This is a genomic window from Roseicyclus sp., assembly GCF_965662675.1.
Lineage (GTDB): Bacteria > Pseudomonadota > Alphaproteobacteria > Rhodobacterales > Rhodobacteraceae > Roseicyclus.
Window position 1 is genome coordinate 1 of the sequence record NZ_CBFIIK010000151.1, and the last position, 4,901, is coordinate 4,901.

General features: G+C 63.2%; 4 protein-coding genes and 1 pseudogene. 3 read left to right on the plus strand and 2 right to left on the minus strand.

The annotated features are described in order from the left end of the window. Positions 1-86 precede the first annotated feature (86 nt). Both ACTG4J_RS14695 and argE read right to left on the minus strand, forming a co-directional pair. Positions 87-1,259, minus strand: a complete 1,173-nt coding sequence (locus tag ACTG4J_RS14695) for a M20 aminoacylase family protein (protein ID WP_439140486.1) — start codon at positions 1,257-1,259, stop codon at positions 87-89. Positions 1,260-1,263: 4 nt separating this feature from the next. Then, on the minus strand, positions 1,264-2,424 hold the full coding sequence (gene argE, locus ACTG4J_RS14700) for an acetylornithine deacetylase (protein WP_439140487.1): 1,161 nt from the start codon (positions 2,422-2,424) through the stop codon (positions 1,264-1,266). A gap of 225 nt (positions 2,425-2,649) precedes the next feature. Here argE and ACTG4J_RS14705 point away from each other — a divergent pair, with 225 nt between their 5' ends. From ACTG4J_RS14705 to ACTG4J_RS14715, 3 genes and pseudogenes are all read left to right on the plus strand, one after another. After that, complete coding sequence (locus tag ACTG4J_RS14705) at positions 2,650-3,657, plus strand: ABC transporter ATP-binding protein (RefSeq protein ID WP_439140488.1); 1,008 nt, start codon at positions 2,650-2,652, stop codon at positions 3,655-3,657. Beyond that, positions 3,650-4,672 (plus strand): ABC transporter ATP-binding protein, encoded by a 1,023-nt coding sequence (locus ACTG4J_RS14710; protein ID WP_439140489.1) that lies wholly within the window; start codon positions 3,650-3,652, stop codon positions 4,670-4,672. The genes ACTG4J_RS14705 and ACTG4J_RS14710 overlap by 8 nt, the downstream gene beginning before the upstream one ends. Before the next feature lie 42 nt (positions 4,673-4,714). Next, positions 4,715-4,901, plus strand: a pseudogene (locus tag ACTG4J_RS14715) (peptide ABC transporter substrate-binding protein); the annotation flags it as partial.

The following is a 4,901-nucleotide window of genomic DNA, read 5'->3' on the forward strand; positions in this document are numbered from 1 at the left end:
TCGGGGTTTTCATGCAGATGATGCCGCCAGCCCATTATTTCCGGCAGCATTTCGGCGAAGCGGTTCTTGATCGGCATGGGTTTTCCTCAGCCCGCAGGCATGCGTCGCTCGATCAGCTCGGCAAAGAAGCTGCACCCATAGGGGATGGCGTCGTCGTTGAAATCATATTCGGGGTGGTGGACCTTTTTCGTGTCGCCATTGCCGATATGCACGAAAGCGCCGGGGCGGGCTTGCAGCATGTAGCTGAAATCCTCGGCCCCCATGCGCGGCGGGCGGCCCCAGCGGACGCGGCCCTGCCCCGCCACGGCTTCGCAGACCTGCGCCGCGAGCCGGGCGTTGTCCTCGTGGTTCACCGTCACCGGATAGCCGCGCTCATAGGTGATCTCGGCGCTGCAGCCATAGGCCTCGGCGGTGGCTTGCACGATCGCGGCGATACGCGCCTCGGCCAGATCGCGCACGCCCTCATCCAGCGTACGCACGGTTCCAGCAAGCGTCACGCTGTCGTCGATGACATTGGTGGCCGCCGATTCCGTCTGCATCACGCAGATCGAGACCACGACCGATTTCAGCGGATCGACCGACCGGCTCGCCACGGTCTGAAGCGCCATGACCGTCGCACAGGCCGCCGGCACCGGATCGATCACGTTATGGGGTTGGGCCGCATGGCCGCCGCGCCCCCGGATGACCACGCGCAATTCATCGGCCGCCGCCATGATCGGGCCGGGCGCCACGCCGAACTCGCCCACGGGAAGGCCGGGTTCGTTGTGCATCCCGTAAACCTCGCGGATGCCCCAACGCTCCATCAAACCATCCTCGATCATGGCAAGCGCACCCGCGCCGCCCTCCTCCGCCGGTTGGAAGATCAAGACCACGGTGCCGTCGAAATTGCGCGTCTCGGCCAGATACTTGGCAGCACCAAGCAGCATCGCGGTATGGCCGTCATGGCCGCAGGCATGCATCTTGCCCGCTGTCTTGCTGGCATGGGGCAGCCCGGTTTTCTCGGACATCGGCAGCGCATCCATATCGGCGCGCAGGCCGATGGCCGCCCCCTTGGTGTCGATGCGCCCCCGGATCACGCCGACCACGCCCGAGCGGCCCACGCCTGTGACCACCTCGTCACAGCCGAAATCGCGCAGGCGTTCGGCAACCAGCGCCGAGGTGCGCGGCAGATCATAGAGGATTTCCGGGTTCTCATGCAGATCGCGGCGCCAGGCGGTGATCTCGTCATGGAGTTCGGCAAGGCGGTTCTTCACGGGCATGGCGCTATCCCTCCTGCAGCATGGCGAGCAGGCGTTCCATGAACGCCTCTCCCTTGGTCAGCTGGTCGACATACATGTATTCATTGGCCTGATGGGCCTGCGCGATATTGCCCGGCCCGCAGATGATCGCGGAATAGCCCGCGCGCTGGAATTGTCCCGCCTCGGTGCCGTAGCTGACGACCGCGCTGCCGTTCTCGCCGGTCAGGCGGCGCACCAGCGCCTCCGCCATACCGTCTTGCTCGGCGCGTAGCCCCGGCACATCCCAGCGTGGAAGGACGGTGATGCCGGTCTCGGGGCGCACGGCCTTCATGCCCGCTTCGATCCGCGCGATCTCGGCCATCATGCGGGCCTGCCATTCGGCGTTGGGTTCTTGCGGGATGCAGCGCGCGGTCAGCACGAAGGTGCAATCCTTGGCGGTGATGTTATGCGCGGTGCCGCCTTGGATCATGCCGACATGCAGCGTGGTATAGGGCGGGTCATAATCGCAGGCGGGATCGGCATTGGCGGCGTTTTCGGCATTGGTGCGGTTGGCCCAGTCGATCAGCTTGGCCGCCTCCATGATGGCCGAGACACCGGTATAGGCGATGGATGAATGCACCTCGAACCCGTGAAAATGCAGGTCGAGCCCGACACCACCCTTGTGGCCGTTGACGATGCCCCATTCAGTCGGCTCGCCGATGATCGCCAGCGCAGCTTTGGGCATATGGTCCTGCATCGCTTCGATCATGGGCGGCGCGCCGGTGCAGCCGATTTCCTCGTCGCGGGAGAGGCAGAGCTGAAGCGGTCGCTTCACGCCACGGCGCTGCGCCGCGACCGTGGCCCAGATCGCCAGCGCGTCAAACCCCTTCATGTCGCAGGTGCCGCGCCCGAACAGCTTGCCGTCTTTCTCGACCACGCTGAACGGATCGGTCACCCATGCCTGCCCATCGACGGGCACGACATCGGTATGGCCCGACAAGATCACGCCGCCCGCGATCTCGGGTCCGGCATGGGCATAAAGGCTTGCCTTTTTCCCCGTGGGGTCAAAATCGCGGTGACTGTTGATGCCATGGCTGGCCAGATAATCCGCGACCCAATCCACCAGCGCGAGGTTGCTGTCGCGGCTGACCGTGGGAAAGGATACGAGTTTGTCCAACAAAGCCCGCGGGCTCAAGACATCGGTCATGCTAGGCGCTCCGGGTATATGCGGGCCGAGCCTGTGCCAGCCGTGGCGCATCGTCAAGCCCGCGCAGATCAAGATGCTCAAAGGATAGGCAGATGCCGCCTAGAGTTGCATGGGCTGTTATATTGCAGCTTGTGACGTGCAATTTTCATGTTAGCGTCACCATCAATATAGCCACCCGAGCATCGACAAGAGGTGGCACAGTAACAGGTTGGGGAGCATCTGCCGATGCCCGATGGGGCCACCCCCTTTGTCCTTGATGTCAAGGACTTGAAGACCGTGTTCCGCACCCGCGGTGGCGAGGTGCATGCGGTCAACAATGTGAGCTTCACGCTCAAACCCGGCGAACTGCTGGGCGTGGTGGGTGAGTCTGGGTCCGGCAAATCCGTAACCATGATGTCGCTCATTCGGCTTTTGCCAATGCCACCCGCCGAGATCCGCGGCGGCAGCGTGATGTTCGAGGGCCAAGACCTTGCCCGCGTGCCCGAAGAAACGATGCGCGATATCCGTGGCGCACGGATCGGGATGGTGTTCCAAGACCCGATGACAAGCCTCAACCCCGTCTTCACCGTGGGCTACCAGATCATGGAGCCATTGCGCAGCCATATGGGGCTGAGCAAGGCGCAAGCGGCGACCCGCGCGGCCGAATTGCTCGATCTGGTGGGCATCCCTGATGCGCGGCGTCGTCTTTCGGATTATCCGCACCAATTCTCGGGCGGGATGCGCCAGCGCGTGATGATCGCCATCGCGCTTGCCTGCGATCCCAAGGTGCTGATCGCCGATGAGCCAACCACCGCACTCGATGTGACGATTCAGGCGCAAATCCTTGAGCTGGTCAAAGACCTGCGCCAGAAACTTGGCATGGCGATCGTATGGATCACCCATGATCTGGGTGTGATCGCGGGCATCGCGGACCGGGTCATGGTGATGTACGGCGGCCAAGTGGTCGAACAGGCGCCCGTGCGTGAATTGTTTGCCAATCCACAGCACCCCTACACGCGCATGCTTTTGGAAACCGTGCCGCATATCCGCGGTGAGCGCGCCGCGAAGTTGCGGGTAATCCAAGGCCAACCGCCGATCTTGTCGCGCGCGCCGGAAAGCTGCCCCTTCCGGGCACGATGCCCACAGGCATTTGAGCGCTGCGCGCGCGAAAACCCGGCGCGCTTCGATGTGGCGCCTTTGCATGACGCAGCGTGTTTTTGGGATTTCAAGGCGGGGGCCGGGCGCGATGTTTGACACAAGCGGCGCGAAAAAGCTGGTCGAGGTGCGTGACCTCACGATGCATTTCCCGATCCGTACGGGGTTGTTGCGTCGGTTGACCGGGTCGGTCAAGGCGGTCGATGGCGTCAGCTTCGATATCTACGAGGGCGAGACCTTGGGCCTTGTGGGCGAGTCGGGCTGTGGGAAATCGACCTGCGGGCGGGCGATCTTGCGGCTTTACGATCCGACAGGCGGCTCGATCCGGCTTGAGGGCGAAGAGATCGCCGATGCCCCCTTCGAGACGCTGCGCCGCCTGCGCCCCAAGATGCAGATGGTGTTTCAAGACCCGCAAGCCAGCCTGAACCCGCGCATGACGGTCGCGGGCATTATCGGCGAACCGTTGATGGAGCATACCAAGTTTGGCGCCGCCGAACGGCTCGAGCGTATCTACGAGTTGATGGATGCGGTGGGGTTGAACCGGGATTTCGCCAACCGCTACCCGCACGAGTTTTCGGGCGGGCAGCGCCAGCGCATCGGGATCGCACGCGCGCTGGCCTTGAACCCGAAATTCATCGTCTGCGATGAGCCCATCGCCGCACTCGATGTCTCGATCCAAGCGCAGGTGGTCAACCTGCTGGAAGAATTGCAAGACCGGCTTGGCCTGACCTACCTGTTCATTTCCCATGACCTCAGCATGGTGCGCCATATCGCGGACCGGGTGGCGGTAATGTATCTGGGGCGCGTAGTAGAACTGGCCCCGCGCGACGCGCTTTTCGCCGAACCGCTTCACCCCTATTCGACCGCGCTGCTTTCGGCAGTGCCCGAACCCGACCCGACCAGCCATGACGATGCCGAGCGGATCATCTTGCAAGGTGATGTCCCCTCGCCCGCAAATCCGCCGAAAGGCTGCAATTTCTGCACACGCTGCCCACGCGTGATGGAGATTTGCCGCGAGATCGACCCCGAAATCCGCGAGATCGCGCCGGGCCGCCATGTGGCCTGCCATCTCTATGCCGAAGACACCCACAAGACCGCAGAGCATGCGGCTTAACCCACCGAGGTCTGAGCGACCAACAAGGAGAGAGACAGAAAAATGAAACGCTATTCACTTCTGCTCGGTGCGACGGCACTGGCGCTTGCGCCAGCCGCGGCGATGGCCGAGCGCGGCTCTTCGGGGCATCTCAACATCATCTATTGGCAAGCCCCCTCGACGTTGAACCCCTATCTGTCGGGCGGCACGAAAGAGATCGAAAGCTCCTCGCTCATCCTCGAGTCGATGG